Source organism: Pseudomonas sp. RL_15y_Pfl2_60, assembly GCF_963970595.1.
In the GTDB taxonomy this organism is placed as follows: domain Bacteria; phylum Pseudomonadota; class Gammaproteobacteria; order Pseudomonadales; family Pseudomonadaceae; genus Aquipseudomonas.
The window spans coordinates 850746-875815 of the sequence record NZ_CAXAOE010000001.1 but is presented as its reverse complement, the minus strand read 5'-3'; the positions used below and the strand labels follow the sequence as shown (position 1 = coordinate 875815).

General features: G+C 56.3%; 28 protein-coding genes. 13 read left to right on the top strand and 15 right to left on the bottom strand.

Going from position 1 to position 25070, the window contains the following annotated elements:
* The first annotated feature begins 42 nt into the window (after positions 1-42).
* A complete protein-coding gene (locus AACY26_RS04145) occupies positions 43-933 on the top strand; it encodes a LysR family transcriptional regulator ArgP (RefSeq protein ID WP_339511243.1) in 891 nt (296 codons plus the stop codon).
* Positions 934-946: 13 nt separating this feature from the next.
* On the opposite strand, the gene AACY26_RS04140 is transcribed toward AACY26_RS04145, so the two are convergent.
* Together AACY26_RS04140 and AACY26_RS04135 are read right to left on the bottom strand one after the other, a co-directional pair.
* Complete coding sequence (locus AACY26_RS04140) at positions 947-2002, bottom strand: saccharopine dehydrogenase family protein (RefSeq protein ID WP_339511720.1); 1056 nt, start codon at positions 2000-2002, stop codon at positions 947-949.
* Positions 2003-2112: 110 nt separating this feature from the next.
* Complete coding sequence (locus tag AACY26_RS04135) at positions 2113-3459, bottom strand: dihydrolipoyl dehydrogenase family protein (RefSeq protein WP_339511242.1); 1347 nt, start codon at positions 3457-3459, stop codon at positions 2113-2115.
* A 276-nt stretch (positions 3460-3735) separates the two neighbouring features.
* Here AACY26_RS04135 and AACY26_RS04130 point away from each other — a divergent pair, with 276 nt between their 5' ends.
* The gene (locus AACY26_RS04130; RefSeq protein ID WP_339511241.1) at positions 3736-4746 is read left to right on the top strand and encodes an NAD-dependent epimerase/dehydratase family protein; all 1011 of its coding nucleotides are present in this window, start codon (positions 3736-3738) and stop codon (positions 4744-4746) included.
* On the opposite strand, the gene AACY26_RS04125 is transcribed toward AACY26_RS04130, so the two are convergent.
* The gene (locus AACY26_RS04125; RefSeq protein ID WP_339511239.1) at positions 4737-5036 is read right to left on the bottom strand and encodes a hypothetical protein; all 300 of its coding nucleotides are present in this window, start codon (positions 5034-5036) and stop codon (positions 4737-4739) included. The two genes, AACY26_RS04130 and AACY26_RS04125, sit on opposite strands and share 10 nt — an antisense overlap.
* A gap of 366 nt (positions 5037-5402) precedes the next feature.
* Between AACY26_RS04125 and AACY26_RS04120 the strand changes: the two genes are divergently transcribed.
* Positions 5403-6254, top strand: a complete 852-nt coding sequence (locus tag AACY26_RS04120; protein WP_339511237.1) for an ATPase — start codon at positions 5403-5405, stop codon at positions 6252-6254.
* 61 nt (positions 6255-6315) lie between these two features.
* Here the strand turns inward: AACY26_RS04120 and AACY26_RS04115 are convergent, their stop codons facing one another.
* From AACY26_RS04115 to AACY26_RS04105, 3 genes are read right to left on the bottom strand one after another with little or no spacing between them, the layout of a single operon-like run.
* Positions 6316-7365 carry an alkene reductase gene (locus AACY26_RS04115; RefSeq protein WP_339511235.1) on the bottom strand — a complete coding sequence of 350 codons (1050 nt, stop codon included), beginning with the start codon at positions 7363-7365 and terminating at the stop codon, positions 6316-6318.
* A gap of 20 nt (positions 7366-7385) precedes the next feature.
* The gene (locus AACY26_RS04110; protein WP_339511233.1) at positions 7386-8576 is read right to left on the bottom strand and encodes an MFS transporter; all 1191 of its coding nucleotides are present in this window, start codon (positions 8574-8576) and stop codon (positions 7386-7388) included.
* A 45-nt stretch (positions 8577-8621) separates the two neighbouring features.
* Entirely contained in the window at positions 8622-8936 is a 315-nt protein-coding gene (locus AACY26_RS04105) for an ArsR/SmtB family transcription factor (RefSeq protein WP_339511231.1), read from the bottom strand.
* Between the two features lie 202 nt (positions 8937-9138).
* Between AACY26_RS04105 and AACY26_RS04100 the strand changes: the two genes are divergently transcribed.
* On the top strand, positions 9139-9723 hold the full coding sequence (locus AACY26_RS04100; protein WP_339511229.1) for an acyl carrier protein phosphodiesterase: 585 nt from the start codon (positions 9139-9141) through the stop codon (positions 9721-9723).
* Here AACY26_RS04100 and AACY26_RS04095 read toward each other — a convergent pair.
* Both AACY26_RS04095 and olsB read right to left on the bottom strand, forming a co-directional pair.
* Positions 9720-10508, bottom strand: a complete 789-nt coding sequence (locus AACY26_RS04095; protein WP_339511227.1) for a lysophospholipid acyltransferase family protein — start codon at positions 10506-10508, stop codon at positions 9720-9722. The two genes, AACY26_RS04100 and AACY26_RS04095, sit on opposite strands and share 4 nt — an antisense overlap.
* 57 nt (positions 10509-10565) lie before the next feature.
* Positions 10566-11318 (bottom strand): L-ornithine N(alpha)-acyltransferase, encoded by a 753-nt coding sequence (olsB, locus tag AACY26_RS04090; RefSeq protein WP_339511225.1) that lies wholly within the window; start codon positions 11316-11318, stop codon positions 10566-10568.
* A 193-nt stretch (positions 11319-11511) separates the two neighbouring features.
* Between olsB and AACY26_RS04085 the strand changes: the two genes are divergently transcribed.
* The 9 genes from AACY26_RS04085 (at position 11512) to AACY26_RS04045 (ending at position 18535) form a co-directional block, all read left to right on the top strand.
* Positions 11512-12402 (top strand): acyl-CoA dehydrogenase, encoded by an 891-nt coding sequence (locus tag AACY26_RS04085; protein ID WP_339511224.1) that lies wholly within the window; start codon positions 11512-11514, stop codon positions 12400-12402.
* A 115-nt stretch (positions 12403-12517) separates the two neighbouring features.
* Positions 12518-13306 carry an MBL fold metallo-hydrolase gene (locus AACY26_RS04080; RefSeq protein ID WP_339511223.1) on the top strand — a complete coding sequence of 263 codons (789 nt, stop codon included), beginning with the start codon at positions 12518-12520 and terminating at the stop codon, positions 13304-13306.
* Positions 13307-13406: 100 nt separating this feature from the next.
* Positions 13407-14534, top strand: a complete 1128-nt coding sequence (locus AACY26_RS04075; protein ID WP_339511222.1) for a serine hydrolase domain-containing protein — start codon at positions 13407-13409, stop codon at positions 14532-14534.
* Positions 14531-14863 (top strand): amidase, encoded by a 333-nt coding sequence (locus AACY26_RS04070; RefSeq protein ID WP_339511221.1) that lies wholly within the window; start codon positions 14531-14533, stop codon positions 14861-14863. Before AACY26_RS04075 ends, AACY26_RS04070 begins: the two co-directional genes overlap by 4 nt.
* Before the next feature lie 116 nt (positions 14864-14979).
* Positions 14980-15555, top strand: a complete 576-nt coding sequence (locus tag AACY26_RS04065; RefSeq protein ID WP_339511219.1) for a YceI family protein — start codon at positions 14980-14982, stop codon at positions 15553-15555.
* Positions 15555-16712 (top strand): phospholipase D-like domain-containing protein, encoded by a 1158-nt coding sequence (locus AACY26_RS04060; protein WP_339511217.1) that lies wholly within the window; start codon positions 15555-15557, stop codon positions 16710-16712. Before AACY26_RS04065 ends, AACY26_RS04060 begins: the two co-directional genes overlap by 1 nt.
* A gap of 165 nt (positions 16713-16877) precedes the next feature.
* Entirely contained in the window at positions 16878-17471 is a 594-nt protein-coding gene (locus AACY26_RS04055; RefSeq protein ID WP_339511215.1) for a DUF2846 domain-containing protein, read from the top strand.
* Positions 17472-17580: 109 nt separating this feature from the next.
* Positions 17581-18162, top strand: coding sequence for a DJ-1/PfpI family protein (locus AACY26_RS04050; protein WP_339511213.1), 582 nt, complete (start codon positions 17581-17583; stop codon positions 18160-18162).
* A gap of 61 nt (positions 18163-18223) precedes the next feature.
* Entirely contained in the window at positions 18224-18535 is a 312-nt protein-coding gene (locus AACY26_RS04045) for a ribbon-helix-helix domain-containing protein (RefSeq protein ID WP_339511211.1), read from the top strand.
* Here the strand turns inward: AACY26_RS04045 and AACY26_RS04040 are convergent.
* From AACY26_RS04040 to AACY26_RS04010, 7 genes are read right to left on the bottom strand one after another with little or no spacing between them, the layout of a single operon-like run.
* Positions 18500-19984 (bottom strand): ATP-binding protein, encoded by a 1485-nt coding sequence (locus AACY26_RS04040; protein ID WP_339511718.1) that lies wholly within the window; start codon positions 19982-19984, stop codon positions 18500-18502. The genes AACY26_RS04045 and AACY26_RS04040 overlap by 36 nt on opposite strands.
* Positions 19984-20643 carry a response regulator transcription factor gene (locus AACY26_RS04035; protein ID WP_339511209.1) on the bottom strand — a complete coding sequence of 220 codons (660 nt, stop codon included), beginning with the start codon at positions 20641-20643 and terminating at the stop codon, positions 19984-19986. Before AACY26_RS04035 ends, AACY26_RS04040 begins: the two co-directional genes overlap by 1 nt.
* Positions 20644-20684: 41 nt before the next feature.
* Positions 20685-21338: a tetratricopeptide repeat protein gene (locus tag AACY26_RS04030; RefSeq protein WP_339511207.1), complete on the bottom strand. Its 654-nt coding sequence runs from the start codon at positions 21336-21338 to the stop codon at positions 20685-20687.
* Between the two features lie 12 nt (positions 21339-21350).
* On the bottom strand, positions 21351-22142 hold the full coding sequence (locus AACY26_RS04025; RefSeq protein ID WP_339511205.1) for an SDR family oxidoreductase: 792 nt from the start codon (positions 22140-22142) through the stop codon (positions 21351-21353).
* A 9-nt stretch (positions 22143-22151) separates the two neighbouring features.
* Positions 22152-22805, bottom strand: coding sequence for a TenA family transcriptional regulator (locus AACY26_RS04020; RefSeq protein ID WP_339511203.1), 654 nt, complete (start codon positions 22803-22805; stop codon positions 22152-22154).
* The gene (locus AACY26_RS04015; protein WP_339511201.1) at positions 22802-24277 is read right to left on the bottom strand and encodes an AMP-binding protein; all 1476 of its coding nucleotides are present in this window, start codon (positions 24275-24277) and stop codon (positions 22802-22804) included. The genes AACY26_RS04020 and AACY26_RS04015 overlap by 4 nt, the downstream gene beginning before the upstream one ends.
* Positions 24261-24950, bottom strand: coding sequence for a thermostable hemolysin (locus tag AACY26_RS04010; protein ID WP_339511200.1), 690 nt, complete (start codon positions 24948-24950; stop codon positions 24261-24263). The genes AACY26_RS04015 and AACY26_RS04010 overlap by 17 nt, the downstream gene beginning before the upstream one ends.
* Positions 24951-25070 lie beyond the last annotated feature (120 nt).

Here is a 25070-nt window from a genome sequence, read left to right as displayed (position 1 = left end):
AAGGAAAAGCAATCTTGCTCATGCGTCATTAGGAAAACTGATTTGTTCGATTACAAATTGCTTGCCGCACTGGCCGCGGTGGTTGAGCAGGCAGGCTTTGAACGCGCCGCCCAAGTGCTGGGCTTGTCGCAGTCGGCGGTGTCACAGCGGGTCAAGTTGCTGGAGGCTCGTGTCGGCCAGCCGGTATTGGTGCGTGCAGCGCCGCCAACACCCACGGAGGTTGGTCGGCGCTTGCTCAATCATGTTCAGCAAGTGCGTCTACTTGAGCGCGATTTGCAGGGGCAGGTGCCTGGCTTGAGTGATAACAGTGCGCCAGAGCGTTTGCGGGTTGCCTTGAACGCCGACAGTCTTGCGACTTGGTGGGCGGGGGCGGTTGGACAGTTCTGTGCAGCAAAGCATTTGCTGCTGGAGTTGGTGGTGGAGGATCAGGATGTTGGTCTCAAGCGCATGCGTGCGGGTGATGTGGCCGCCTGCGTTTGCGCCACGGATCGACCTGTTGCTGGCGCTCGCAGTGTCGCGTTGGGGTCAATGCGTTATCGGGCCTTGGCCAGCCCAGCGTTTATTCGTCGGCATTTCAGCGGTGGTGTGAGCGCCCAGGGATTGGCGAAAGCGCCGGCGATTGTGTTTGGCCCCGATGACTTTTTGCAGCATCGGTATTTAGCTGCGCAAGGCGTTGAGGGCGGCTTCTTGCATCACCTGTGCCCATCATCCGAAGGTTTTCTGCGCATGGCCCAGGCGGGCTTGGGTTGGGGTTTGGTGCCCGAGCAGCAAGTGATCAATGAATTGGCCAGCGGTGAGTTGATGGAGCTACAGCCGCAGCAGCCAATTGATGTACCGCTGTATTGGCATCATTGGCGCAATGGGGGGGAGTTGCTGACCCAGCTCACCGATCATTTGCTCGGCACGGCACCTGCTTGCCTGATTACGTCTTAAACCACTGATTGACCTAGCTGATGGTGATCTTGCCTGAGCCCGGCAGTTGCTCGATCACGCGATCGCCAAGCAATTTTGTCGGTGTGAAATAGCCGCCATCGCCTTGGTAGTCGAGCAGGTGTTGCACCGCATGGAGCACGCCATGCACTGTCACATCGTAGCCATTGGCGGTTTGCAGGTAGGCGGTCTTGATCTCGCCAGCGCCATTGCGCACTTCGCCCCAAAGCCAGGTTTGCTGGCGTTTGCGCTGATCTTCGCTGGGGCCTTTGATGAACTTTTCGACCAGCCCCTTCAAGCCATTTTGAACCGCACTCAGGCCAAAGAGCTTGCGCACGGGGTTGAGCAATGCCATGGCAATCGCCACGGCCGAGGGAGCCGGTAGATAGACTTCGATGTTGTTGATTGCCGTCGAGTAATAGGCGGTTGCTACATCGCCCCATGGGATGGTCACAGCCGCTTTAGTGCCGCGGCCAAAGTCAATTTGGCGGCGTTTATAGCCCAGGGGCACATCGGTAATAATCCCGGCTCGGCGGATTTTCCCGCCCAGACTCAAGCCTTCAATTGTGGTTTTGGCGGTGCCGGGCGACAGCCCGCTGGAGGTTTCAAAACCCAACGCCAGTTGCGTTGCGTCGGGCATGGCTTGATGCAGGCAAGCGGCGATGCAGTCAGTCGGTATCACATCAAAACCAACGCCGGGACAAAGCACCACGCCAGCCTCCCGTGCTTGCTGGTCGCGGGCAAATGCCGCCTCGAACACGCTGATTTCGCCGGTGATGTCTACATAATGGCTTTTGCTGCTCAGGCACGCCGAGATCATGGCTGCGCTGGTTGCGGAGAAGGGCCCGGCACAATTAGCGACCACCGCCACATCAAGCAAGGCATGGGCCGCTTGAGCATGCTGTTGCGGATCGAAAACCCTGCATTCGAGGCCGTGCAGGGTGCCCAGTGCGTGAATGGCCGCCGGGTCACGCCCAGCCAGTATCGGCGTCATTCCCTGGGCCACGGCTTGCGCCGCAATCAGGTGGCCGGTGTAGCCGTTGGCGCCATAAATCATCCATTTGTTCTTGATCACGCAGCAGTCTCCTTACAGCCGGTTTTACCTAGTTGCAGGTTAGCAGATTGCGCAAAAGCCAGGTCGCAACCTGGCTTTTGCGGGCCTTCGCCTGTGATCAGCGCCTGCTACAGCAAGTTCTTTATATCTGAGCTAAAGGTCGGATAGGCGTAGATTTGGTCTTTTAGCTGGGTGCGGGTGATGTTGAAACGCATCGCCAGCGCAATCAGGTTGATCAGCTCCTCACCTTGATGGCCAAGCATGTGCGCGCCAAGAATCAGGTCGCTATCCTTATCGATGATGATTTTTGCCCAGGCATGTTTGGCCAGCACATTCTGGCTGGAAAACCAGTTCGCCATGTCATTGCTGACCACCTCGATCGAGGCCTTTGAGTCGCGTGCTTCTTTTTCGGTCAGACCAACGCTGCTCAATGCCGGAATGGTGTATACCGCTGTCGGAAGCACCCGGTAATCGCTGGTTGAACCATTATTGTTGAGGATGTTGTTGCCGACAATTTGCCCCTCATAGGTCGCAACGGGGGACAACTGCGGTGTGGTGGCGAGGGCATCGCCGGCCACCCAGACATGCGGGTTGGAGCTCGACTGGAAGTTTGCATTGACCTCAATACGGGCGCCGTCATGGCGGATGCCAGCCGCTTCGAGATCGAGACCATCGATATTGGCGATGCGTCCGGCGCCGTTGACCACGGTGTCTGCCTTGAGTACCAAGGCTTTGCCCTGATGCTGGATGTGTACGCTTAAACCTGCTGCATCCTGGGTGATTTTCTCAACCGTGACGCTGGTTATAACCTTGATGCCAAGCGCTTCTGTGGCAGCTTGCAGTGCGGCTACGGCGTCAGCATCAAGACGCGGCAATAGTTGCGGCATTGCTTCAACAATGGTCACGTTGATTCCGGCTCGGGCATACACGTGGCTGAATTCCAGCGCGATCACGCCCCCACCAATAAAGACCACGTCCTTGGGCGGCTGTTTGTTGGAAAGCACTTCGTCAGAGGTAATCATCAGTTCGGCGCCAGGAATGGGCAGCGGACGGGTTTTTGAGCCCGTGGCAATGATGATGTGCTCGGCTTCAAGGACTTGGCCGTTCACTTCAACCTGATTTTTGCCGACAAATTTGCCTTGGCCAGTGAATACCGTTCCTCGCTTCTCGGCCACGCCTTTCATGGCGCCCGGAATAAAGTCGATCATCTGGTCTTTGCGCGTGATCAAAGCGCTCCAGTCAATGCTCGGCTTACCAACGCTGATGCCGTGCCCCGCCGCTTTGCCAATTTCATCAAGCGACTTGGCCGCTGCGACCAGCACTTTTTTTGGCGTGCAGCCACGATTCGGGCAAGTGCCACCAAACTCAGCCTGCTCAATGAAGGCAATGGTTTTGTTGGCCTTGGCCAAGATCGACGAAACGCCAAACCCGGCGTTCCCTCCACCAATAATAATGGCGTCAAATTTCTCTGACATTCGAGCATCCTTTCTGTCGATTATTGAATGGTCGCGCGTCGGCTGGTGTGCCGCAGGTGCACTTTCATCCCGAGGGTACTACGAAGAGACAAGCCATGTGATCGCTAATACGTTGGATTTTATGTGGGACGGCGAAACGGCTGTGCCGCGGGTTGGCAATCGCCATTGACCCAAACGGCTTATAAAGACGTGATTCTGGCATGCTGCGACAGGCCATCAAGCCCGCCATGCTGCTAAAGTGCAGCATCTGTCGATAATAATAATCCGGGGTGCTCAATGAAAATTCTCGTGACTGGCGCAAGCGGTTTTATTGGCGGACGCTTTGCTCGCTTCGCCCTCGAGCAGGGTTTGCAGGTGAGAGTTAACGGGCGCAGGCCCGAGGGGGTTGAGCATCTGATAAAGCGCGGCGCTGAATTTATTCAGGGTGACTTGAATGACCCGCAATTAGCCTTGGCGCTCTGTGATGATGTCGAGGCTGTTGTGCATTGTGCGGGCGCGGTGGGCGTCTGGGGCAAGTATGAGCACTTCCATCAGGCCAATGTGGTCGTCACTGAAAACATCATCGAAGCCTGCTTGAAAAAGCATGTGCGCCGCTTGGTGCATCTATCTTCACCGTCGATTTACTTCGACGGCCAGTCACACATCAATATCAACGAAGATCAAGTGCCCAAGCGTTTTTCTGATCATTACGGCAAGACCAAATACCTTGCAGAACAGCAGGTATTTGGTGCGCAGGAGTTTGGTCTTGAAGTGCTGGCCGTGCGGCCACGCTTCGTCACGGGTGCTGGCGATACCAGTATTTTTCCGCGGTTGATCAAGATGCACAGCAAAGGTCGCCTGTCGATTATTGGCAACGGCCTGAACAAGGTCGATTTCACCAGCGTGCACAATCTCAATGATGCCTTGTTCAGTTGCCTGCTGGCCGCTGGGCCTGCGCTAGGGAAGGTCTACAACATCAGTAATGGCGCGCCAGTGCCGCTGTGGGATGCGGTCAACTATGTGCTGCGCCAGATGGATTTGGAGCAAGTGACACGGCACATACCCTATGGCCTTGCCTACAGCGTAGCGACCTTGAATGAAGGTCTCTGCAAGCTGATTCCAGGTCAACCAGAGCCAGGTTTGTTCCGCTTAGGCGTTGCGGTGATGGCCAAGGACTTCTCCCTGGATATCAGTCGGGCCCGAGAACTATTGGATTACGATCCGCAGGTTAGCCTGTGGACTGCGCTCGATGAGTTTTGCCAGTGGTGGAAAGCCCATCAACAGGGCAATTTAAGCGCTCAGGCGTAAACACGTTGGCCGCGGTACACCCGTAATGAACCTGTTGCTGCTTTAGGTTGGATCGGTGCGATATCGCTTTGCACTGTAGTGCTTGAAGCGATAATGATGTTGGGGTTATCACTGAACTGCGCAAGCTTCTGACCCAGTTGGCGGGTGTCTTCGTTGCTGGAGCTGAGACAAGCACTGAGCATCGCGGTGATGGCATCCGGTTGGCTGAGCCGAATATCAATCGACATCTCATCACGCAGGCGCCGCCGCAAACTTTGCATGCAATCAAGCACAGCTTTATTCAACTCCATAGGGTCACCCTCGTAACTGTCAGATTCTTTTAGATTAGAAACTTGGTACGGGCAGACACCGCGTTCATGGCGGTTTGGCTGTGCTTGAGTCTCTGCAAGGTGCATACCAGATCACATAATGAGGAACTGTGCGGCTTCTGGCGGGTCGATCTGCTGGAGATTTGAACGGCTTCGGTGCGCCTTGCACTGGCTTGGCGCAAAACTGCTTACAACTCTGCGAGTCGTTATACTAACCGTCGTTTGCTTGCGGCACTCATATCAGGGCCCGGCAGTTGATTGCTCAGCCCATCTAGCAAAGTATTGGGCTGGCGCTTTGATTCAAAGGCTTTGCAGTCCTTTCAGTGTTTTTTGTTTGAAGGTTTAACCATGCGTAACGATGCTAATGATGAACTTGATGATGTGCCGAGCTTGTCTGCCGGTACGCGTGAGGAAGATGAGTATGTGGCGCCGCGGCGCGAACCCGCGCCAGAGGTGATCCGCTCGACACAGCATGTTCCCGCTGCGCCGGTAAAGTCTGCGAGCACCGGCCCGTTGTGGGCACTGGTGGGCGCATTGATGATTGCTTTCGCCGGTTTGGGCTGGTGGAGTTTTCAGCAGATCAACCTGATGGAGCAGCAACTCGTTGCCACTCAGGAAAGTTTTGCGCGCATCAGCGAGGAAGCAGCTGGGCGGATCAAGGATATTTCCGGCAAAGTGGTAGCCACCGAGTCATCCGTTACCTCCGGCAGCGAAGCGCTCAAGCTGCAAGTCAAGCAGCTGGAAGGCAAGTTGGCCGAGCTGAGCAAGCAGCAGCAAGGCAGCAGCGGGCAGCAAGGTGATTTGAGCAAGCGTCTTGAACAAATCGGCAGTGACCTGAAGGCGCAGCAAGAGGCTAACGCTGAGCTGAGCAAGACCTTGAAGGCGCTAGCTGCGGAGCAAGCGACATTGGCAGGGGCCCAGGCTGAACTGAAAGGCGCAGTGGCCGAGCAAGCCAAATTGTCGGGCCAGCTCAAGGATCTCAATACGGATGTGCAGGCGCTGAAGAAGGTGGGCAATCCAACCCAGGCCATTAATGATTTGCAAGATGAGTTGCTGGTGCTCAAGAGCACTTTGGATAATCGCCCGGCGCCAAAGAACAACACCGCCGAGTTTGATGCCTTCCGTGCCCAGGTAACCCGCACCACCAGCACCTTGCAGGCGCAGATCCGTAACCTTCAGGATCAGATCGACGCCAAATAAGCGCCGGCTGTAACACTAAAAAACCCGCTAATGCGGGTTTTTTAGTGTTTGCCTGTGGGAATTACAGGCGTGGATAGTCGATGTAGCCAACCGGGCCCGAACCGTAGAACGTCTCTGGTTGCGGCTCATTGAGCGGCGCATCGGCTTGCAGGCGCGCAGGCAAGTCAGGGTTGGCAATAAAAGGCACACCGAAGGCAATAGCATCGGCTTTCCCAGTTGCCAGCCACTCGTTGGACTGTTCTTTGGTGAAGCGTTCGTTGGCGATGAATACGCCGCCGAAGGCTTGCTTGAGACTTGGCGCCAGGCTGTCGTCTGCGGCTTTTTCACGGGCGCAGATAAAGGCGATGCCACGCTTGCCCAGCTCACTGGCAACGTAGGTAAAGGTTTCACTGCGTTGTGAATCGCCCATGTCGTGGGAGTCGGCACGAGGGGCCAGGTGGACCCCGACACGGCCAGCGCCCCAGACCGAGATGACTGCATCAGTCACTTCGAGCAGCAAGCGCGCACGGTTTTCAATCGAGCCACCGTAACGGTCGGTGCGCTTGTTGGTGCTGTCTTGCAGGAACTGGTCGAGCAGATAGCCGTTGGCGCCGTGAATTTCCACGCCATCAAAACCTGCGGCTTTGGCGTTTTCCGCACCCTGGCGATAGGCTTCGACAATGTCATCAAGCTCTTCGGTTTCCAGCGCGCGTGGCACGGGATAATCGCGCAGTGGGCGGAGCAGGCTTACATGGCCTTTAGCTGCGATTGAGCTGGGCGCAACCGGCGCTTCGCCATTGAGGAAGCTTGGGTCAGAGATGCGGCCTACATGCCACAGTTGCAGCACAATCTTGCCGCCATTGGCGTGTACCGCCTGGGTGATGTTGCTCCAACCGCGGATCTGCTCGTCAGACCAGATGCCCGGAGTGTTGGCATAACCGACGCCCATTGGCGTGACGGCGGTGGCTTCCGAGATGATCAAGCCCGCGCTGGCGCGCTGCACGTAGTATTCGGCCATCAGGGCATTCGGCACACGGCGTTCATCTGCACGGGCACGGGTGAGTGGCGCCATGATGATGCGGTTGCTGAGTTCAAGATCGCCGATTTTGATTGGATCAAACAGAGTTGTCATTGCTTGGTTCTCCATCAGGTTTATTCGTTGAGTGCAAAAGATGCAGTCGGTTCAGTGGCAGGTACGGCGTCAGGACGACGCGTGTTGTAAGTCAGTAACAGGGCAAACAGGGCAAGAACAGCCAGGCCTGCAGCGGCAAAGGGCACACTTGAAAGACCGAAACCCTGGGCTATAACCACGCCGCCGAGCCAGGCGCCAAGGGCGTTGCCGACGTTGAATGCGCCGATATTCAGGGTGGAGACCAGGTTTGGCGCACCGCTGCCAAAGGTCACTACGTTGACTTGCAATGCAGGCACGGCGGCAAAGGCAGCCACAGCCCACAGGAACAAAGTGATCTCAGCAGGAATCAGTGCCTGGCTGGTCCAGCTAAACAGGGTTGAGATAGTCGCCATGGCGGCGAATACCGTAATCAGGGTGAGCTTCAACTGGCGATCGGCAAAACGGCCACCGAGCACATTGCCCAGGGTCAGGCCCAAACCAATCAGCAGTAGCGTCAAGGTGATGCCTTTGGGGGACACACCAGTGACTTCACCTAGCAGCGGGGCGATATAAGTGAAGAGTGCGAACATGGAAGCTGAGAACAATACGGTGGTGCTCAGCGCCAACCACAAACCACTGTTGTTGAGGGCTCGAATCTCACCGCGCAGATCCGCTTTTTCAGCGTCATGCTGGTTTGGCAGGTAGCGCCACAAACCAATCAGGGCGATTACACCAATCAGGGTGACGGCCCAGAATGTCGAGCGCCAGCCCGCTGTCTGGCCAAGAGCCGTGCCCAGCGGTACGCCAAGTACGTTGGCCAAGGTCAAACCGGTAAACATCAGGGCGACTGCCGAGGCGCGGCGGTTGGCTGGCACCAGGCTGGCTGCGACAACCGAGCCAATGCCAAAGAAGGCGCCGTGACACAGTGCGGTGACGATGCGTGCGGCCATCAGCATTTGATAATCCGGCGCCAGCGCGCAGAACAGGTTGCCGGCGATAAAAATACTCATCAGGGTCATCAGCGCGGCTTTGCGTGGCCAACTTGAGGTCGCCAGCGCCATGATCGGGGCGCCAATCGCCACGCCGAGCGCATAACCTGTCACCAGCCAACCGGCGCCAGGAATTGAAACGGACAGGTCCGTTGCAACTTCAGGCAACAGGCCCATGATCACAAACTCTGTGGTGCCGATGGCAAACGCAGATAAAGCAAGAACGATTAGCGCAATGGGCATGCCCGCGACTCCGCTATGAATAATGTGGGTTGAATAACCAGAGGATCAAAGCTGTTGGCTGAGTTGGCTCAGAAAGGCTTGAATGGTTTCTTCGTTGCGTTTGAAGAAGTGCCACTGGCCAACTTTCTTGCTGGTGATCAGGCCCGCTTGCTGCAGTGTGCGCAGGTGGGCGGATACACTCGATTGGGAAAGCCCGGTGCGTTGATCAATCTTGCCGGCACAAACGCCAATTTCCAGGGGATGATCCTGATCAGCAAAATACGCCTCAGGGGTTTTCAGCCAGGCCAGAATGTCACGGCGAACCGGATGGGCCAGGGCTTTGACTATTTCATCCAGGTCGAGTTGTAGGTGCTGGCTCATGTGATTAACTCCGTGATCAGTCTGCGGCTGACAGGTTTATATCGGCTTGGGGCGAACTTTATATCGGGTTTGCACGATATACAGATCGTTTGTGCCGATAGCCTTTATCGATCGCATTGATAAACAGCCAGCGAGCATGTCGTAGCGCCTGTTTTGTGAGTCGCCAATATTGCGCAGATGCAATAACAGGTAAGCTGCTGCCATGAACTATCTTGCTCATCTTCATCTAGGCGGCAATGCGCCAGCCCAGTTGCTTGGCAGTCTTTATGGTGACTTCGTCAAGGGGCCGCTTGCCGGTCAGTGGCCAGCTGATATCGAGGCAGCAATCCGCCTGCATCGGCGCATTGATGTATTCACGGACAACCACCCGCTGCAACTGCAAGCCCGTGCACGATTTCCCGAGGCGCGCAGGCGTTATTCCGGAATCCTGCTGGATGTGTTTTTTGACCATTGCCTGGCTTTGAACTGGCAGCAGTTTAGCGATGAGCCCCTGGCGCACTTCACGGCCCGGGTCTACCGAATATTGACTGACGAGCCTGAATTGCCCGAGCGCCTGGCCTACATTGCGCCGCGCATGGCTGCGCAAGATTGGCTCGGTAGCTACACCGATTTTGCTGTGCTCGAACAGGTGATTTACGGCATGCAGCGGCGCTTGTCACGCCCCGAGGGGCTGGCCGGTTCAATGCGTGAGTTGGAACAGCTGTATGAGCCGCTGATGGATGATTTCCAACTGTTCTATCCGCAACTGCAAGCCTACGTCGCCGAGCAGTTGGCAAGCCCGGGCTAAGCCGCTTCGAGCTCGCTGTCGCTGGTGACCGGCGCGGTGCTGCTGCCAAACAATGCCGCTGTGATTGCCGTCTGGGCTTGGCGGGCCAAGGCGTTGCGGTTGAGGTCGCGGCTTGCAATAGGCGTTAGCAACTGGATCTCGACGTCGGCAGTGTCACTGCGAAACAGCCGCAACAGATGGGAGAGCATGTCGTCATCGCCAATAAAGGGGGCGATTTCATCGCGCTTGCCGTTGCGCAGATAACGAATCGCCACCGGTTGCAGGGCCACTGATGTCTCAATCGCGCTGCTCAATAAGCGGCCGTGAAAGGTACGTACGGCTTGGCCGTCGGTGGTCGTGCCTTCCGGGAACATCAACAGGTTCCGCGATTGCTGCAAGTGACGACTGAGTTGCTGGTTCAGCACCGTGCTATCACCGGCGCCCCGGCGAATGAACAAGGTGCCGGCTTTTTGCGCCAGCCAGCCAGCCACTGGCCAGCTGCGCACCTCGGCTTTGGACAGGAACGAAAGCGGCGCAAGCATGCCGAGCAGTGGAATATCGGTCCAGGAAATGTGGTTGCTGACCCACATCATTGGCGTTTCCGGTAGCTTTCCGCTGACCCTGACGCGAAACGGCAAGGCCGCACTAAGACGGGCCATAAACCAGCGGGTCAGGCGTTGGCGAGTGCTCATCAGGTCATGCTTGACGATGCGCTCGGCAACGCTGATAACGCCAGCCAGCAAGGCTCCAAGGCTAATGACCGCAAGTAAGCGTAGCAGGCGAAAATACAGGCGCAGTTTAATCATTGGGGCCCCATGGCTGGCGAAACGACCAAGTGTACAGGCTGCAAGCGCCTGTGCGCATCAACCCACCGCTTTGAAGTGACGGGCATAACGCGGGCACAGTTCATCGCGTTTTAACAGAATGAACACGTCGGCTACATGGAAGTCCGGGTCCCAGCATGGCTCACCGCAGATCTTCGCTCCCAGGCGCATGTAGGCTTTGAGCAGCGGCGGCATCTCGGCAATGATATTGCTGGGTATATCCAGGCTCGGCAGCGGCGTCTTGGGTTCGGCGCGAAGGTGTTCGGTGCACAGGTAGCGCTCGCGCAGACGTTGCATGATGGCCTGCGCCTGAATGCCGCCATCGTGCATGGGAATACTCGCGCAGCCCATGAGGTAGCTGTAGCTGCCCTGGTTGAGCACTTCCGCCAATTCGCTCCAGAGCACGGCGATAGTGCCGCCGTTACGGTAGGCCGGGGCGACGCAGGTGCGACCGATTTCAAGCACCGGCCCTTGCAGGTGCGCCAGGCCGTGCAGGCTGAACTCTTCTTCGCTGTAAAAACGGCCCAGGCTGGCAGCCGCTTGATGATCGAGCAAGCGCGTGGTTGCCACAAGCTCGCCCGTGCTGAGGTCGCGCACACCAATGTGGCTGCAGTGAACGTCGTAGTCATCCATGTCCAGGCCGAATTCGGCACCCTTGAGCTTTGCATCAAACTCACTGCTGAATACGCGAAAGCGCAGTGCCTGAGCTTCTTTAAGCGCGGAACTGCCAATCAGTCGTTCAGCTTGCAAGCGGCGAGTTGCAGTGCTTTTGTCGTGCGCTACCTGAGTCATAACGTTCTCTCCGTTAGCCGACTGTCCTGTGCTGTTGTCGAACCTTGTTGTTCGAAAACCGGCGCAATGCCTTGCAGTCGATCAGTCTTGTTAGGCAAGCTCAGGCTAAGTAGGGCGGGTGTCATCACTGTGAAGCTTTGGTGATGCTTGTGTGACAGCGCCCGCTCAACGCACGACTGCAGAGGATTGACCCATGCTCTGGGATAAATTGTTGCAACCCCGTCAGCGGATGGCGGAAGGACAGGCGCTTGACGACTGGTACACCGCGCTGCTTGAGCGCCTGGCTGATCCGTCAGCTTTCGAGTTGGCCGTTTTGGGTGGGCGTTTGGCGCCAACTCCAGGGCTGGCTTTCCTGGCTGGATACCAAGGTGCCTTGCGCGCGCTCTGGCCGTCGGCGCCTTGGACGCTGGGAGCACTCTGCGTTACCGAGAACAAAAGCGTTCGGCCTGCGGATATGCAGACTCGGTTAAGCCAGTTGCAGCTAAGCGGCAACAAGGATTTTGTCACTGCCGGTGATGCCGCGCAGTGGCTGCTGGTGGCTGCGCGCGAGGAAGGCGATGGGCTCGCGCCACAGGTCGCGGTCACTGTGGTGGCTAACGGCGCGGCAGGCGTGCGAGTTGAGCAATTGCCTGCGCTGGGCTTTATGCCGGATGTCAGCCATGCCCGGCTGCGACTCGACCAGGCCGCTTGTGAGCGCCTGCCGGGTGATGGCTGGGATGATTATGTAAAACCCTTTCGCAGTATCGAAGACCTGCATGTGCTGGCTGCGGTAAGTGCCTGGTTGTACGGCATCGGCCAAGAGTCTGCCTGGCCTGAGGATCTGCAGTTACGCTTGCTGGGGTTGCTCAGTGGTTGTGCCGAGGTCAGCAGGGCAAGCGCCAAGGCGTCCTCCACGCACGTGTTGCTTGGCGCCTTGTTTGCCCAGTTCGCGGCTTTGAGTCCTGAGCTGGACCATGCTCTGGCAGCCGGTGATGCGCGCTGGGCGACACTTTGGCGGCGTGATAAGGCCTTGATGTCCATCGCCAGGAGTGCTCGCCAGGCGCGTTTGCAAAAAGCCCTGACGCAATTGGCCAGCCAGCCCTAGCTGTTTGTGCATGAGGTGCTGACGGCCCAGGTTTTCGCGAGTTGAGTTGACCCAAGTCAGTAACAAGCCGGCGCAAGCTGGCTAATGTCGCGTGGTTTGGGGAGAGAACAAATCCATGCGCCGCGAGCCAATTGTGTTGTTTGAGAAAGAGGGTCATCAATGCCTGATGTTTGATGACCTAGTCAGCGGCGAAGGCGTGCAGTCCAACCAGTTCCTGATTATCAATGATGATCAGTACCTGCTTCTCGACCCGGGCGGTGACCTGACCTACACACCGCTTTCGCTCGGTTTGTCCAAGTATATACCGGTACAAGACCTCACCTATATTTTCGCCTCCCATCAAGACCCGGACATTATCGCCTCGCTGGACAAGTGGTTGCTGCACACCCGCGCTAAAGTGATCTGCTCAAAGTTGTGGGCGCGTTTCCTGCCGCACCTGACGGCCAATTACCTGGCCATAAACCACGGCATATCGACCTATGATCGGATTATTGCCTTGCCTGATCGCGGTGAGACATTTGCCCTGGGTCGCAGCAAACTGAAGGCCATTCCTGCGCATTTCCTGCATTCGGTGGGCAACTTCCAGCTCTATGACCCATTGAGCAAGATCCTGTTTAGCGGCGATATGGGCGCCTCGCTGGTTGATGATGCCAACCCGGTCAGTGACTTTATGAACCATGTGCCAAACATGCTCGGCTTCCACCGGCGCTACATGGCAAGCAACAAAGTCTGTCGGTTGTGGGTGGCAATGGTTCGGCAAATGGATATCGACATGATCGTGCCCCAGCACGGGCGCCCCTTTGTGGGTAAAGAGATGATCAATACATTTTTGCTGTGGGTTGAAAACCTCGAATGCGGCTTGGATCTGCTCAGCCAGGATGATTTTCGCGAACCGCGTGATTAAGGCATGTGCCGAATTGCCATGTTATACGGCGCGTTCGGTGCTACTTCGGTCATATTTGCCGTGCTAGTGTGCTGCCTCGAAACTGACAAGAGGCGCACCAATGCCCGCTTCAATATCATCCAGGCTGAGTTTGTCGCTGCTGCTCTGCTTCGCCAGCATCACGGCCCACGCAGAGCACTGGCCAATACCTGATTGGACGACACAAACGGCCAGCCAAAGCGCTGAGCAGATGTCTGCACTCGCTGCACTTGAAGATTATGCGTTCCCGCAACGTGATGACCAGAGCCGCAAAGGCGTGCGTACCGATGCATTGTTAGTGGTGCGCGATGGCCAGATTGTTTATGAGCGCTATGCCGGACTAACCAAAGCCGACACACCACACCTGACCTGGTCGGTGAGCAAGAGCATCTTTGCCGCGGTGCTGGGTGTCGCATACGGGCAAGGGCGCTTCAAGCTGGATGCGCCGGTGGCTGATTATTACCCGCCGATGGCGGCCCATCCCGGTATCAAGATGGGGCACTTGCTCAATTGGGCTTCGGGGCTCGATTGGGAAGAAGATTACGAGTACGCGCCGCTGAAATCATCAGTAGTGGCCATGCTTTACACCCGTGGCCGAGCCGATATGGCCGCCTTTGTTGCCAGCCATCCGAGCGATGCCGAACCGGGCCAGCGTTTTCGTTATTCCAGCGGTGATAGCACCATGCTCGCCGCTGCGCTCAAGGGCATGCTGGATGCCAAGCAATACAAGGATTATCCGTGGACAGCCTTGTTTGAGCCGCTGGGTATTGAATCCGCGGTTTGGGAAACTGACCCAACCGGTACATTTGTCGGCTCATCCTATGCCTATATGAGTGCCCGCGACCTGGCCCGGATTGGTTTGCTGATGCAGCGTGACGGGCGTTGGGGCGAGCAGCAGTTATTGCCCAAGGCCTGGGTGGATTTCAACCTGACAGCCTTTGCCAACTTTCAGCCCGATCCGCAACAACCCAATGCCGCGGTGCCGGGTGGCCAGTGGTGGTTGAACCTGGGCGTGAATGGCGCTGCCAAACCCTGGCCGGATGCACCGCAAGACAGCTTTGCCGCACTCGGTCACTGGGGACAAAGCCTGTATGTGATCCCCAGCGAAAACCTGATCATCGTGCGCTATGCCGACGACCGTGACGGCAGTTATAACCACAATCAGCTGCTGAAACTTGCGCAGTCAGCCTTTGCCAAGGTGCAGCCATGATCCGTCGCTTGCTTACCCGGTTGTTAATTATCCTGCTGGCGCTGTTAGCGGTCTGGGCCTGGTTGAACCGCGAGCACTTGCAGGCTTTCCCCGGCATTCTCGGAGCCTACACCGCCAAGGAGTATTGCTCGTGCCGCTACGTAATGGACAACCCGGCGCAGTACTGCGTGGGCTACGCCAAGCAATATCTGCCGCTTAGCGGATTCTTCGATGACGTGGCTAACAAACGCGTCACAGCGCGGGCTTTGGGCAGTAGCCAGTCAGCGCAGTGGCTCGGGTCGCGTCAAGGTTGCCAGTTATTGCCACAGGCTGCCGACTTGCCTGAATAACGCCGGCAAAATTAAGGTCGATATCAGTAGGGGTTTGCAAGGCGTGCTCATGCAGCTATCGTTGCGCATGAGCCGCTGCACTCAATCGCCATGTAACCTGTTGATTTCGGAGATTTATGCGCCTGTTGTTCGCCATACTGCTGAGTCTGGGCATTGTGCTGCCGGCTCAGGCCAAGTGGTATCTAGACAACGAGTCTTCACGCCTGTCATTTATCTCGACCAAGAACCTCGATACCTCTGAAGTCCATCGCTTTCTGACGTTGCACGGCACGGTCAGCGACAGTGGCGAAGCCAGCTTGCGGGTTGAGCTGGAGTCAGTCAGTACCGGAGTGTCGCTGCGTGATGAACGAATGCGTTCACTTTTATTCGATATCACCAAGTTTCCGCAGGCCAAGGTGTCCGCGCAGCTGGATATCCGGCCTATCAGTACGCTTGCAGCGGGCGCGCAACTGGAATTGAGCTTGCCCTTGACCCTGACGCTGCACGGTCAAAGCCACAGTTACCAGGTGGAGTTACTGGCTACGCGGCTTGATGATCATCGCTTCCAGGTCGTCACGCTTGCGCCATTGGTAATCAACGCCGCCGACTTCGACCTGCTAAAAGGGCTTGATGCCTTGCGCAAGGTTGCGGGGTTATCGGCGATTAGTCGCTCAGTGCCGGTTGGCGCTGTCCTGATCTTTACGCATCGCTGATGGCTGGCCTGATTTTCAATTGGCGCCAGGGTAATCGTTTTACCTTGCTCAGCGACGGCGCTGAATTCTTCCCGCGCATGATTGACGCCATCGACAGCGCGCGCCAGCAAGTTGAGTTCGAGATTTACCTGATTGAAAGCGGCTTCTGCGCTGATCATGTGCTGCGCTCATTGTGTGATGCCGCCCAGCGCGGCGTTGCCGTGCGTTGTTTGTTTGACGCCTACGGTGCCCAGGCGCTTACCAAGGCTGACCGCATGCTGCTCACCAGTGCCGGCGTTGAAGTGCGCTGGTACAACCCGATACGCTGGCGCCGGGGCATACGCAACTTCTATCGTGACCACCGCAAGCTGTTGTTGACTGATGGACGCTTGGCGTTTGTCGGTGGTACGGGTGTGACCGATGATTTCTGGTGCATCGACAAGCCCGAAGATGCGTGGCACGAGACCATGGTCGAGATTGACGGTCCACTGGTTGAGGATTGGCAACAACTCTTCGAGCGCCAGTGGCAGGCATGCAATGCGCGCCTTTCATGGCGACCCTCGGCGACTGCCGGGCTTAATCGTCTGCCGGTATCGCCGCCAGTAGGTGTCGGCCTGGGTCGTGTGGCCTATGCGGACGCCAAGCAGCACCGAGACATTTTGCAATCCATGGTGCGTGCACTGCAGTCAGCCGAAGGTCGCATCTGGTTTGCCACGCCTTATTTCTTGCCGACATGGAAGGTGCGTCGGGCCCTGCGCAAGGCGGCGGCCCGGGGTGTCGATGTGCGTCTGCTGCTCAGTGGACGACGCACCGATCACCAGCCTGTACGTTTGGCCGGGCATCGTTATTACCCGCGCTTGTTGCGCGCAGGTGTGCAAATTTTTGAGTATCAGCCACGGTTTTCCCATCAAAAAATAGTGTTGGTCGATGAATGGGTGAGCATCGGCTCATGCAATTTTGACCACTGGAATCTGCGTTTCAACCTTGATGCCAACCTTGAGGCGGTGGACAAAACCTTTACCCAAGCCATTGTCGATCGCCTGCAAGCTGACTTTGCCGACAGTCGCCAGGTTGACCTGGACCTATGGCTCGCCCGGCCACTGTGGAAGCGGCTGCAACAACGGCTTTGGGGCTGGCTTGACCGCATTGCGGTCAATCTGCTGGACCGGCGCCGCTAAGGAATCGCTTAACATCTACTGCGCTATTTCGCAGCTTCTACTCGCTGGCGCTCGCTAGCTTTTTCAGAGGTTTCCTAAGGTCGGTTTCAAGTGCCGCACTTTTGTCGGGGGTTAGTGGCTGTCGCCCAGGAATATGCTCAGCGCATAACAACAAAAGGAATGGTTATGCGCTGCTTACCCATATTGTTCATGCCGATCTGTTTCGGGCTTGGCGCCTGTTCTTCAACGTTGGGTGGTTTTTTTGCTGATACACAAGGCCCGGCATTTACTGCGCAGCAAGCTACTGCGCCCGAACGTGCGATTGTCTACCTCTACCGACCAAAGAGTGCCTGGGCTGATCAGGAGCTTGAGGCCCCAGGGGTGTTTGTGAATGACCAGCTCCAAGGCAGTTTGCCAAGCAATGGCTACCTGGCGTTCGAGACAGATCCTGCTCACTTTCAGCTTGAGCTACGCCGCCCATTGCTGGGCAGTTATTGGACGTGGCTGGCCGGCGGCTCGTTCGACTTTGTCAGCATTGCCAAATTCACCCTGACCAGCGAGGCGGGGAGTCGCTACTTCTTTCGCTATGACGAGCTTAATCCACCACCGGGAAAGAGCCCTGAACCTGCGATTGGTGATGGACCAGTGCAACAGGTCTCCGCCGAAGTGGCCCTGACCGAGATCATTCATACGCGCCAGCTCCAACCCTTGCGTACTATCACGCCAACAGCTCCTGAGCCGGATTTCTGGAGCGAGTCTGTGCGTTATCTCGGGTTCTGATTCAGCCAATTTGCACATCTGCTTGAAGTAGTCACCGGCTATTACCTGTCTATCCTGCAATGGGCAGATACTGCTTGCCGAGATTAACCACCGAGCGAGGAATGCAAACATGGCTGCGAAGAAAATTCTGATGTTAGTCGGTGACTACGTCGAAGATTACGAAGTGATGGTGCCGTTTCAAGCGTTGCAAATGGTTGGCTACACCGTGCATGCGGTCTGCCCGGATAAAACAGCTGGGCAGTCTGTGCGTACGGCCATTCACGACTTTGAAGGTGATCAGACCTACAGCGAGAAACCTGGGCATAATTTCGCCCTGAACTTCAACTTTGCCGATGTTAAGGCCAAGGATTATCACGGCTTGGTCGTGCCTGGCGGACGTTCGCCTGAGTACCTGCGCCTCAATGCCGATGTGCTCAAGCTGGTGCAAGCATTCGCCAAGGCCGATAAACCGATTGCGGCTGTTTGCCACGGCGCGCAATTGCTCGCTGCTGCTGGCGTGCTCAAGGGGCGCGAGTGCAGTGCTTATCCTGCTTGCGCCCCTGAAGTGACATTGGCGGGCGGTACCTTTGTTGATATCGCCGTTGACCATGCTCACGTTGAAGGTAACCTGGTGACCGCGCCTGCATGGCCTGCGCATCCGACCTGGCTGGCAGGCTTTTTGATGCTGCTGGGGGCTAAAATTTCCCTGTAGGCTAAAGCCATCGAAGCCATGTTTTCATGGCTTTACCTGGCATGTGAAGGAGGATGAGCCCGTGTGTGAGCTTTACGTAAAAGCCGACCCTATTTTGTACGAGTCGCGTTCGCGCTCTCTGCGAATTCGCGGCGTGGTCACGACCTTGCGTCTGGAGAATCAGTTTTGGGATATTCTGCGCGAGATCGCCGAGGTTGACGGTATGAGCACCAATCAGCTGATCAGCAAGCTCTACGACGAGGTCATGGATTATCGCGGCGAGGTGGTGAATTTCGCCTCCTTTTTGCGGGTGAGTTGCAGTCGTTACCTGGCACAACGGCGCGGCACCGTGGCCGAGTTAAGCGTGGTCGGGCGTACCGTTAGCCACGCTTGACCTAGGCAATTCAACGCTGACCTCAAGGCCGCCCAAGGGGGAGTCCATTAGTGCAATGGTGCCGCCATGTAACTCGACCACCCTCATTACAATTGAAAGGCCAAGCCCGGCACCTTGGCCGCCGCCTTGTCGATAAAAACGTTCAAACACCTTTTCGCGCTGGTGTTCATCAACACCTACGCCACTGTCTTGAACTCGAATGCGCAAGCGATTGGCACTCGATTCCAAGCAAACCTGTACATGACCACCCTCTGGCGTGTACTGCACCGCATTACTGATCAGGTTTTGCAGTAACGTGCCAATGCTCGGGCTATCACCGTGTAGGGTGAAGTCGGCATTTTCATCCGCATCAAGGGTCAATTCCTGGTTTTTTTCTAGGGCCAGGGGGGTTAGCTCTGCCAGCTCATTACGACTGTAGGCCAGCAGGTCAAAGTCAACCATCGCCAGTTGCACCACATGCGGATCGAGCCGGGTGAGCGTCAGCAATTGAGCGACCACCCGGGTTGCCCGCTCGACGCCAACACCAAGCTGTCTGAGGGCTTCGTCGCGGTCGTTCGGGTCGGTGGTTTGCAGTGCGTTTTGCGCATGAATGCGTAACACTGCAAGCGGAGTCCGCAGTTCATGTGCTGCATCGGCGATAAAGCGTTTTTCCTGGTTGAGTAATTGGTTAGCCTGCATCAGCAATCGGTTCAGCGCCGCATTTATCGGCTCCAGCTCAGACGGTAACGGCCCTACAATCAAGGGGGCGAGATTGTCCGGGGCTCGGCGCTTGATGTTGTTTGCCATCGTTTGTAGCGGACGTAGTCCCCAGCCGACAGCCCCCCAAACCAGTAACGCGAGCAGCGGCAGGCCAAATAGATCGGGTATCAGGCTGCGCTTGGCAATTTTACTGACCAGTTCACCGCGCACATCTCCGCGCTCACCGACCATTATCCAATGATTATCTTGGAGGTCCCTGAGCATGAATAGCCGCCATTGGTTCTGGTCCATTTCGATGTCGTGATAGCCAATCAAGCTACGCTCGAGCGTCGAAAGAGGTTCGCCTTCTGTATGGAGGTGCGCAGGTAGAGCCTGCTGATGCAGTTTTGCGAGAATACTTTGCAACGCAGGCTCGGGGGCACTGGCCGAATGCAATAATACTTTGCCCTGGTCATCAATCACCTGGAAGGCCAACTTGCCTTCGTAAGGATGGCCACCGAGCATTTTCTCGTCGCTACGGCTGTCGGCTAGCGCTTGGTCGAGTGCATTTTGGAGCAGGGCTCGCGAGCCGTCGGGCATATCGGCGCCGACGAAGCCCGCCAGCAAGCGGGCGGTTTGTGCAAGTTGCGCGTCAAACAGTTCTTCGGTTTCATGCCTGGCGTCATGGTAGCTCTTGAAGGAAATAACCGTCATGGTCACGCTCAACAAGCCGAGAACCAGTGCCAGAGTTCGCGTGCGAATCGAACGCATCATGCTTTGTCGACCAAGTAGCCTACGCCGCGGATAGTCCGGATCAACTCCGGGAAAAACTTTTTACGCAAATGGTGTACATGGACTTCAAGCGCATTGCTTTCAATCTCTTCATCCCAGCCGTAGAGCGCTTGCTGTAATTTATCGCGGCTCATGACGCGGCCAGGTTGAGCAAGCAACTCATGCAGCAACAAGAACTCTTTGCGTTGCAGGGAAATAGTTTGGCCTTGGTAATTAACCTCATGGCTGGCCGGATCGAGGCTGATTCCACGATACTCCAGGGCAGGCTGCGGGCGATTGAAGCTACGACGCAACAGTGCACGTAACCGGGCTTTTAGTTCAGCAACATCAAAGGGCTTGATCAGGTAGTCATCTGCACCTGCGTCCAGTCCAGTGATGCGATCAGCCGTGGAGTCGCGTGCCGTCAGCACTAAAACAGGGACCGGGTTGGCCGCCGCCCGCAGGTGCTTGAGTACTTGCAGGCCATCCATGCGCGGCAAACCCAAGTCGAGTACTGCCAGGTCGAAGGCTTCTTCGCTCAGGGCATGCAGGGCGCTTTTGCCGTCTTGCAGCCAATCAACGGTATAGCCTTCAGGTTTGAGCGCCGTACGGATACCTTCACCCAAGGCCGGGTCGTCCTCGACAAGCAGAATACGCATTTGTAACTCCTTTCTAGCTATTCAAACCTGTCCCAAGTCTATTACTTAAGCTCTGAGTCGATCTTTTGTAGCAGTAAGCGGATGTCTTGCATGCGACCTTTGTCGGCGGTTTCCCGGCCTGGACGTGGAGCTGCTTGCTGAGCTTTGAGTGCAACTTTTTGCGCATCTTGGTAGTGTTTTTGGCGAAACAGAAAGTCGGCGTAAAAGTAGTTTGGATCAATGCCATTTGGGTTAATCGCCAGTGCTTGTTTGAGCATAGTCTCTGCTTTGCTGTCGTCACCAAAGCCAATGGGCCAGCCGGGTACTTGGTAGTACAAGCTGCCCAGGCTGGTGTATGCAGAGCCACTGAGCGCACGAGGGTCTATTTGCAGTGCTTGTTCGAGTTTGGTTTTAGCATCCTTGACCAAACCAAGTGCGCCGAGCCCACCTTTAGCGCCCGCGTAAGTGCTTAGAATGATGCCATTCCAGATCAACAGTTCAGCTGAGTCTGGTTCGGATTTTACTGCTTGTTCAGCGCTGATACTGAGTTTTTCAAAGGCTGCTTCACGCTGGTCAGCAGGCAGGCTGTAATTGATTTCAGCCCAGCGCTGCTGCAGTTGTTTAAGGCTGTCTTGTCCTTGGGCACTTAATGCGAATACGGGCAGGCTCGCTAGGCAAAGCAGGATACAGGCGGTGTTGCGAATAAATGTGTGCATGGATAAAGACTCCTAGTCGTTGTGACGTACAAAGCGTTGAATAACAGGCAATTGTTTGCGCAGAGCCTGGTCAACGACACGTGGTAGCAAGCTGTTGATGCGAACAAATAGTTTCTCAGGCCAACCGAGGTAAGACTCTTCGGTTTCCTTATCTATGGCATTAGCCAGTTGTGCCGCGACTGTGTCAGGAGCATCCATGGCCACCTTGAGCTCGTTGTTCATTGCAACAACATTGTCGGAATTCATGCGGGTCTGGGTGGCCCGTGGGGCAAAGTACAGCACCTTGACCTGAGTATCAGCGAGCTCGCGGCGAAGCGCTTCTGAGAAGCCGCGCAAGGCAAATTTGCTGGCGCAATAGGCCGTAAAACCGGGATAGCCTATCGAGCCAAATGTTGAGCCTAGGTTAATGATCAAGGAGCGGCCTTGCTGGCGCAGAATAGGCAATAGACGGCGAGTCAGCTGCATGGTCGAGGTGACATTTAGCTCAATCATCTGGGCTAACTGGTCTTCATCATGTTGTTCAAGCAGGCTGAAATGATTGATTCCCGCGCCGTTGATCAATGTATTTATACCGCCGAACCGCTGGGCTGCGGCAACCACCGCTTCACGTCCGCTGCGCTGGCTGATATCTGCCTGCACGGTTTCTAGGTTATTCGGGAAACGCTCGGCCAAGGCTTGCAGCGCATCTGTTTTTCGACCGACCAATAGCAGCCGCGCACCTCGGGTGGCGAGGTGCTCAACAATGGCTTGGCCAATACCACCACTTGCGCCAGTTAACAGGGCACGGCATTGCGAGAGATTCATCACGGTTTCCTAGGCTGAGAGCGGCAAACTGCGGAACATATCGCCGTACAGGCGATAAACCACCTTGGCGGTACGCGTCACGGCTGCCTGGTCATCTGCATTGTCGAGGCGGTTCATCAGTTTTTTGTAGAATTCGATATGTTCGATGTCCAGACTGCCGTGCGAGCTCAGATAGCTGAACGCTTTGTCTGGCAGTTGCAGTTTGTCTTGAATCACTCCGGCTGCTTGCGTGGCCAGGGTGATGCTGGTGCCTTCGAGCACGTTGACCATGCCAAAGAAACTTACAGGGTTGTTGCGGGCGATACGGTCGTAGACATAGCTCACCATCAACTCTGTCGGCAGCCTGGGCGTACCATTGCGTACAGCTTCAGGATTGCCACCACAGGCAGCGATATCATTGAGTACCCACTCCTGGTGGCCGTACTCCTCCTCAACGTATTCAGCTACCGCTGCGCGTAGCCATTCCAGCCGTTCAGGCAGGCGTGAGCCGCATGCCATCAATAATGGGACTGTGTGCTTGACGTGGTGGTATGCCTCGGTGAGAAAGCTAATGTAACTGTTCAGGCTGACGGTGCCTGACATCACTTGCTGGATGATAGGTGCACTGAGTAGGTAGTTACGCTCCTCAGTGGTTTGCTCGAGTAGCGCGTCATAAAAATTCATTGGAGGGCTCCAGTCATCGGTTCATCGGCGATTAAATTGGCAATCGCCTTTTGATAGTGTTGCTGCACTGCATTGCGGCGTAGCCGTCCATTGGCTGTGGTCATGCCATTGGCGGCGCTAAAGGGTTGTTCCGCGCGTAGCCAGTGATGGACTTGGGCGTAATCCGGCAGTTGTTGATTAACTTTGAGGACCGCCTCTGCTAGTTCTTCATCTGTGGCATTGGGGAAGCGTGGCACCAGTACCGCAATGTTCTGCGCCATGGCCTCGCCTTGAACCCATGCCTGGGCGATGGGAAGTTGCTGGGTGAGTTCAGCTTCTACCCATTCAGGGTTTACGTTGCGCCCGAAAGCGGTAATGAATTGGTGTTTCTTGCGTCCATGCAGCACCAGGTATTCGCCGTCAAAGTGGCCAATATCACCGCTGGCAAGCCATTCATCCTGCGGCGCTGCTTCACCGATATAGCCGAGCATGCGCGACCCTTTGATCATCACCTCGCCGTCATCAGCCAGGCGGATCTGTAAATGCCCAAGTGGTTTGCCAACGGTGCCAACCTTGCGGGCTTCAGGAGTGTTCAAGCACACGACCGAGGCACATTCCGATAAGCCGTAGCCTTCATAAACTGGCAAGCCGAGTTCACCGCACCGGTCCAGTAGCTGGGGCGCGACTCGACCACCGCCGACGGCGATAAAACGCAGGGATGAAGGCAGCGGTAGGCCACGCTCAGCTGCCGCAACAAGTGCCAGCAGCAGTTGTGGCAGTAGAATCAGGCTATGGGGTTGCAGCTCATTCAAACTGGTTAGAAATTGCATGAGGTTGAACTGACTGGCACTTTGCAAGCCGGATTTAGCCATCGGAATCAGTTCAACCTGTGCGCCCGCTATCAGCGGTGCGTAAACGCCTGCCAGGTTTTCCAGCAGCGTCGCCAGCGGAAGAATGCATAAGTGCCGTTCGACGGAACACGACAAGCTGGCGAGATAAAGACTGTTGGCGACCTCTAGCTGTGTGGCAATGTCCAGGCACACGCCTTTAGGGGTGCCAGTGGTTCCTGAGGTGTAGGTGATTTTGCAGGTCCCGGCAGGCAGTGCAGGATAGTGCTCTGGCAGGCGTTGTAACCAGCCTTCAGCGCTTTCGCTGAAACCCAGTGAATGGCTCATCTCATTTGGTTTGCCGATCAAACAATCGACGCCGGCGCTGTTCAGGACGTGGCGTTGTTGGGACGTCGAAAAAAATCCAGGCAAGGGGATGCATACCAGCCCTGCATGCAAAATGGCCAAGTCCCACAGCACCCATTCGATGCCATTGTCCAGTGCCAGCGCGACACGGGTCATGCCCTGGGCGAGGAGTCTTTCGCTGCGTGCACTGACTTCGTCGACCAGTTGGCAGTAGCTCAGGGTGTCAGTGCCTTGGCGCATCGCGACTGAGTGATTGCGGCTGCGCAGTTGCTGGAAAAAGCGTTCAGCTGCAAGCCACATTAGGCATTTCCTCAAGTGCGTAGAATGCTTTATGACCCAGGCGTGGATAGGCACCGAGTTGCATCAAGCGCTGGTGGCCATTGAAGATGTCGCCAGCCATCACCTGCGGATTACTTTCGTAATAACTGCCCCAGTCGACTAACTCATCGCCCATGCATTTTGGGTCAGCAGGGCCTAATGCCAGCGGAGTCAGCCCCAGGCGTAGGAAGCTGTTGAGCAGGGCAGGCGTGCTGGTAAATGTTACCCAGCGAAACCCCATGGCCACCAACAAGTCAGTAATGGCAACAATCAGCAGGCGCGCTGCACCGGCGCTATTCGCAGCTAAATTACCGACTTCGACCAGCTGCTTACGGGTTGGCGCAAGTGTGCCGGTGGATTGTGCAATGACGGTCTCGGTTTGTTGCCCAAGGTAACGCTCAAGAAACAATGGGCCTTGCGCAGCGCTGCGCAGTCCGACAGCGCCAAGAAGCTCCCCGCTTTCACTTTCGAGCCCAAATAGACACGGCATGAAGTGATGTACGTTGGCGGCGTATTGCTGGGCAAACCGTTGCTGTATGAATGCCTCGATCTGTGGGCGGCGCACACTGTCAGCATGGGTAATAAACAGATTTAGCGGCTTATCTCGGCCAATCCTGGCGATTGGCTGGTCTTGTTGAGTCCAGGGTAAATCCATGGCGGTACTCTCAAAGCAAGGGGCTTGGTGTGTATCGTGCTTAAAGAGTCTTAACGGATTATTAAGTTACACGCCGGACTGGGCGGCTCGAGGACAAAGGGCGGGCATGGAGCAAGCTGC

Bases quoted from the DNA above. Each gene is read 5' to 3' on its own strand.
- AACY26_RS04055 (WP_339511215.1), top strand. From the start codon at position 16,878: ATGCGCTGCTTACCCATATTGTTCATGCCGATCTGTTTCGGGCTTGGC.
- olsB (WP_339511225.1), bottom strand. From the start codon at position 11,318: ATGACTCAGGTAGCGCACGACAAAAGCACTGCAACTCGCCGCTTGCAA.
- AACY26_RS04085 (WP_339511224.1), top strand. From the start codon at position 11,512: ATGCTCTGGGATAAATTGTTGCAACCCCGTCAGCGGATGGCGGAAGGA.
- AACY26_RS04065 (WP_339511219.1), top strand. From the start codon at position 14,980: ATGCGCCTGTTGTTCGCCATACTGCTGAGTCTGGGCATTGTGCTGCCG.
- AACY26_RS04135 (WP_339511242.1), bottom strand. From the start codon at position 3,459: ATGTCAGAGAAATTTGACGCCATTATTATTGGTGGAGGGAACGCCGGG.
- AACY26_RS04020 (WP_339511203.1), bottom strand. From the start codon at position 22,805: ATGAATTTTTATGACGCGCTACTCGAGCAAACCACTGAGGAGCGTAAC.
- AACY26_RS04025 (WP_339511205.1), bottom strand. From the start codon at position 22,142: ATGAATCTCTCGCAATGCCGTGCCCTGTTAACTGGCGCAAGTGGTGGT.
- AACY26_RS04095 (WP_339511227.1), bottom strand. From the start codon at position 10,508: ATGATTAAACTGCGCCTGTATTTTCGCCTGCTACGCTTACTTGCGGTC.
- AACY26_RS04070 (WP_339511221.1), top strand. From the start codon at position 14,531: ATGATCCGTCGCTTGCTTACCCGGTTGTTAATTATCCTGCTGGCGCTG.
- AACY26_RS04125 (WP_339511239.1), bottom strand. From the start codon at position 5,036: ATGGAGTTGAATAAAGCTGTGCTTGATTGCATGCAAAGTTTGCGGCGG.
- AACY26_RS04100 (WP_339511229.1), top strand. From the start codon at position 9,139: ATGAACTATCTTGCTCATCTTCATCTAGGCGGCAATGCGCCAGCCCAG.
- AACY26_RS04050 (WP_339511213.1), top strand. From the start codon at position 17,581: ATGGCTGCGAAGAAAATTCTGATGTTAGTCGGTGACTACGTCGAAGAT.
- AACY26_RS04060 (WP_339511217.1), top strand. From the start codon at position 15,555: ATGGCTGGCCTGATTTTCAATTGGCGCCAGGGTAATCGTTTTACCTTG.
- AACY26_RS04010 (WP_339511200.1), bottom strand. From the start codon at position 24,950: ATGGATTTACCCTGGACTCAACAAGACCAGCCAATCGCCAGGATTGGC.
- AACY26_RS04105 (WP_339511231.1), bottom strand. From the start codon at position 8,936: ATGAGCCAGCACCTACAACTCGACCTGGATGAAATAGTCAAAGCCCTG.
- AACY26_RS04030 (WP_339511207.1), bottom strand. From the start codon at position 21,338: ATGCACACATTTATTCGCAACACCGCCTGTATCCTGCTTTGCCTAGCG.
- AACY26_RS04120 (WP_339511237.1), top strand. From the start codon at position 5,403: ATGCGTAACGATGCTAATGATGAACTTGATGATGTGCCGAGCTTGTCT.
- AACY26_RS04110 (WP_339511233.1), bottom strand. From the start codon at position 8,576: ATGCCCATTGCGCTAATCGTTCTTGCTTTATCTGCGTTTGCCATCGGC.
- AACY26_RS04075 (WP_339511222.1), top strand. From the start codon at position 13,407: ATGCCCGCTTCAATATCATCCAGGCTGAGTTTGTCGCTGCTGCTCTGC.
- AACY26_RS04115 (WP_339511235.1), bottom strand. From the start codon at position 7,365: ATGACAACTCTGTTTGATCCAATCAAAATCGGCGATCTTGAACTCAGC.
- AACY26_RS04040 (WP_339511718.1), bottom strand. From the start codon at position 19,984: ATGCGTTCGATTCGCACGCGAACTCTGGCACTGGTTCTCGGCTTGTTG.
- AACY26_RS04035 (WP_339511209.1), bottom strand. From the start codon at position 20,643: ATGCGTATTCTGCTTGTCGAGGACGACCCGGCCTTGGGTGAAGGTATC.
- AACY26_RS04015 (WP_339511201.1), bottom strand. From the start codon at position 24,277: ATGTGGCTTGCAGCTGAACGCTTTTTCCAGCAACTGCGCAGCCGCAAT.
- AACY26_RS04130 (WP_339511241.1), top strand. From the start codon at position 3,736: ATGAAAATTCTCGTGACTGGCGCAAGCGGTTTTATTGGCGGACGCTTT.
- AACY26_RS04080 (WP_339511223.1), top strand. From the start codon at position 12,518: ATGCGCCGCGAGCCAATTGTGTTGTTTGAGAAAGAGGGTCATCAATGC.